Source organism: Belnapia arida (genome assembly GCF_016773205.1).
Classification (GTDB): Bacteria; Pseudomonadota; Alphaproteobacteria; order Acetobacterales; family Acetobacteraceae; genus Belnapia; species Belnapia arida.
The window spans coordinates 1-3,924 of the sequence record NZ_JAETWB010000108.1 but is presented as its reverse complement, the minus strand read 5'-3'; the positions used below and the strand labels follow the sequence as shown (position 1 = coordinate 3,924).

Here is a 3,924-nt window from a genome sequence, read left to right as displayed (position 1 = left end):
CGGGCCTCCTGGTCGTGTCCTCGACCGGGAGATCAGTTAGGAAAGCGGGGCCGTCCATTCCATCATGACCGCACCCGCGCTCTCGGTGCCTGCGTCGCTGATTCACCTTGACCCGCAGGGGGCATCCACACATGCGATAAGTCTCCCCTGCCGCAAGCCAGCATCTGGCGCAGTGGCGTACACATGCTTTACGAACCGCGCCGCCCACGCCGTCATTGCGTGGCAATAGCTTGTACAATTTCAAGCTTCGGCGGTTGCGGCTCGGCCGTGCGTGTAGGCGCAGACGTTACTTTGTTTCTGCCAGTCCGCTTAGCCTCATACAGCGCGGCGTCGGCAGCCTTCAACGCATCGGCCAACTGCCGCGCCGATTGTGGCGCGGCCGCCACCCCAATCGAGACCGTGACTGGGGGAAGAGCGACTCTATCACCATGCGCGGGGTTGGACTTGTGAAGCAGGGATATGGCATGCCTAATCCCATCAGCACGTTCGGCTGCTTGAGCAACATCACAACCGGGCAACAAGACGGCCAGTTCCTCGCCGCCATATCGGCATGCCACGTCACTCCTGCGCAGCTGATCGATAAGGAGTAGGCCAACCGACCGCAGGACCGCGTCACCGGCCGCATGGCCATGCGTATCGTTGATGGACTTGAAGTGGTCGAGATCCATCATCAGCACAGCGACGGGACGTCCGTCGCGAGCCAGTTGCGCCTCCATCTGTGCCATGACCTCCTCGAGGAAGCGACGGTTATGCAGACCGGTGAGGGAGTCACGCAGCGCCTGTCCCCGAAGGCGTTCGCGCAGGGCTTGGTTTGCCAATGCCAGGGATACGCTATCGCCCAGAGCCGTTGCCAAGGCTGTCTGTTCGACAGTCGGTGCAGCAGCGCCCGCTCCAAACGCAATGCGTAGAACCCCTTGGACCTCGCCGCGCGCGGCCATGGGCACACAAAGGCCGCTCCCGGTTGCGGCGCAGGCAACGCAACCAAGACCGCCGCCTTCCGCCGATGGGTCGCCGTGGTGAGGTCGGCCGCGCTTCAATGCCCAACATTCGGACGGCGCAAAGTGGTCCGGTGGCTCAGTTGAGTTGGCAGGAGTGGCGACGCTGGAACCTTTCCATGATGCGGCCAGGTCAAGACGGTCACGGGAGTTGTTAAATGCGAAAAGCCAGCCAGATAACCCGGGCAGCAGCCGCCGTGCTGCATGCGCCACGACATCGCGCACGTCCTTCGCTTCGACACCACTTTGCAAAAGTTCGCTCATCTCGACGAGCGCTGCTAGCTCCTGCCCGCGTCGATTGGAGGCCGCGCGCGCCGCTTCCGCGACGACCTGCCGTCGCCTGATCTGGCGGTGGGCAAACGCAAGAGCAATGATTGTCGTCACGGCGCTAAATATGATGAGACAGACTACTGCCGTTTGCCGCCAGCCGAGCGCTGCGTGCAACGCGGCAATCTTACTTTCCCTGTCCGCGACATAGACCCCGACCAACCGCCTGATATCGTCCGTAGCCCGTTTACCTTCACCGGCTTGGGTGCTTCGTACGGCAGACTCAACGCCTCCTGAGGCGTAATGTTCGATCCGCCGCGCCCTGGTTCGCATTGCAACCTCGAGAGCGTCTAACAGGGAGGACTCTCGCAATAAGCTCAGGCCACGATCAACAGACGCTATTGACCTGTTCCGCTCTCGGTTTAAAAACTGAAGGGCTGCATGGTAGTCAGCAAGCTGTTCGTGCTTTCCGCTCAAAAGGAAGCCGCGAGATGAACTTTCAAGGTCCACAGCAGCCTGCAAGATGCGACGTGCATTGTCGCGCTCCGTCATTGCCTCTTGGACTTGGACGTCAATCCGCTGAGCATCAATGTATCCCCAAGTCGCTGACGCAGCCCCCATGGCGAGGATTGTTCCGAGCACCGGGACTGCCCAGCGCCACAACCGAGGCATGTCAGTCGCTGACGTCTTCGGTTGCTTCGCTTTCGACGACGGTTGCCGCGGCATGCTCGTAGCTCCAACGCCTTGCTCGCAGACCTCTAGCAAACATTATCACGCGAAAGCGAGCAGCGATTTCAACCATAAGGTGTTCCATGAAAAATGTCAGCGAGTAGATAGGGTAGCTATGGCAGCTCGGAGGCCGTTATGAGCCATCGGCTTGGCAATGATCAGGCTGTAGGGCATGACTGTCCGCAAGCCTTACCCGTCTGATGTCTCCGATGACGAATGGGCGTTGGTTGCGCCTTACCTGACGCTGCTGCCTGAGGATGCCGGGCAACGTGAGCACGCACTACGCGAGGTGTTCAACGGCCTGCGCTATGTGATCAAGACCGGGGCGCCGTGGCGCTGGATGCCGAACGACCTGCCACCCTGAGCGGCGGTCTATCAGCAGGCGCAGCGCTGGGTGCTTCAAGGCCCTGGCCAAAGGACCTGCGGGCCGTGCTGCGGGTCGCCGCAGGCCGCAGAGCCCAGCCCAGTGCCGCCATCCTGGACAGCCGCACGCTGCGGTCCTCGCCGGAGAGCGGTGGCAGGGCGGGCTATGACGGTGCCAAGCGCAAGCGAGAGTCCAAGCTGCACCTGGCGGTCGACGCGCTGGGCTACCTGCTGGCTCTGCACGTCACACCCGCCAGCACGGACGACCGCGCCAAGGTTGGCCGACTGGCCCAGGCCGTGCAGTCCTCCACCGGTCAAAGCGTCGATCTAGCCTATGTCGACCAGGGTTATACTGGCCCGAAGGCGACTGACGCCGCCAAAGCGCATGGCATCGAGCTGGAAGTAGTCAAACTGCCAGACGCCAAGCGTGGCTTCGTGCTGCTGCCGCGGCGCTGGGTGGTCGAGCGGTCCTTTGCCTAGAGCACTTTGATGTTGCACGGAATCTCGCGTTCTGATTCGACACTGGTGATGCAGTGTCGAGGCGATGATGACGGCACCCTTGTCTGCGGACCTCCGGCGGCGGCTGGTTCGGGCGGTTGAGGCGGGCAGTTCGGCGCGGGAGGCGGCACGGCGCTTTGAGGTGAGCCCGTCGGCGGCGATCAAGCTGATGCAGCGGGTCCGGGAGACGGACAGCGCAGCGCCGGCCAGGATCGGCGGCTACCGGAAGCCCCTGCTGGCCGGGCATGAAGCCCTGCTGCGCGAGTTAACCGCGGCCAAACCGGGCATCACCCTGGCCGAGATCCAGGCGGCGCTGACCGGCCGCGGCATCCAGGCAGGCTCCCTGGCCACCATCTGGTCGACGTTGCGCCGGCTTGGCCTGCGGCACAAAAAAAGTCGCTGAGGGCCGCCGAGCAGGACCGGCCAGACATCGCCGACCGGCGCCGCCAATGGCGGGTATGGCAACGCTACATGGACCCGGCGCGCTTCGTGTTCCTCGACGAGACCGGCGCCTCCACCAACATGGTGCGCCGCTACGGTTGGGGGCCGCGGGACGAGCGCCTGATGGACGCCACTCCGCACGGCCACTGGAAGACCACCACCTTCGTCGCCGGTCTGCGCAGCACCGGCTTCGTCGCACCGCTGGTACTGGACGGGCCGATGACCGGTGAGGCCTTCCGCGCCTACGTCGAGCAGTTCCTCGTCCCCACGCTGGTACCCGGCGACGTGGTGGTGATGGACAACCTCGCCGCCCACAAAGTGGCCGGCGTGTACGAGGCTATCCGGGCAGCAGGTGCCCATGTCATGCTGCTGCCACCCTATTCGCCCGACCTCAACCCGATCGAGCAGGTCTTTGCCAAGCTCAAGGCCGGCCTACGCAAGGCCGCCGCCCGAACGCGCGATGCGCTGTGGGACACCATCGGCCAACTACTCGACACCTTCAGCCCCAGCGAGTGCCAGAACTACCTCGCCAACTCAGGCTACGCGTTCGACTAAGGTCACGTCCGTCAACGTGGTGGAATTTGCTGATGGGCTGCGGGTGACCACGGCTCAGGCGGGCCGGGGTGGCAGT

General features: G+C 63.7%; 2 protein-coding genes and 1 pseudogene. 2 read left to right on the top strand and 1 reads right to left on the bottom strand.

Annotated features, from left to right (window positions below; genetic code table 11):
• Nucleotides 1-212: 212 nt before the first annotated feature.
• Nucleotides 213-1,814 (bottom strand): diguanylate cyclase, encoded by a 1,602-nt coding sequence (locus JMJ56_RS32670; RefSeq protein ID WP_202836044.1) that lies wholly within the window; start codon nucleotides 1,812-1,814, stop codon nucleotides 213-215.
• Nucleotides 1,815-2,163: 349 nt separating this feature from the next.
• Here JMJ56_RS32670 and JMJ56_RS32665 point away from each other — a divergent pair.
• A pseudogene (locus JMJ56_RS32665) lies at nucleotides 2,164-2,831 on the top strand (IS5 family transposase); the annotation flags it as partial.
• A gap of 70 nt (nucleotides 2,832-2,901) precedes the next feature.
• Nucleotides 2,902-3,848 (top strand): IS630 family transposase gene (locus JMJ56_RS32660; protein ID WP_202836043.1). Its coding sequence is split into 2 segments (ribosomal slippage): nucleotides 2,902-3,253 and nucleotides 3,253-3,848, totalling 948 coding nucleotides; the frame shifts between segments, so codons are not numbered across the junction.
• The last annotated feature ends 76 nt before the right edge of the window (nucleotides 3,849-3,924 follow it).

What these genes read in the sequence shown, in the direction of transcription:
- JMJ56_RS32670 (WP_202836044.1), bottom strand. Translation starts at nt 1,814, where the DNA reads ATGACGGAGCGCGACAATGCACGTCGCATCTTGCAGGCTGCTGTGGAC.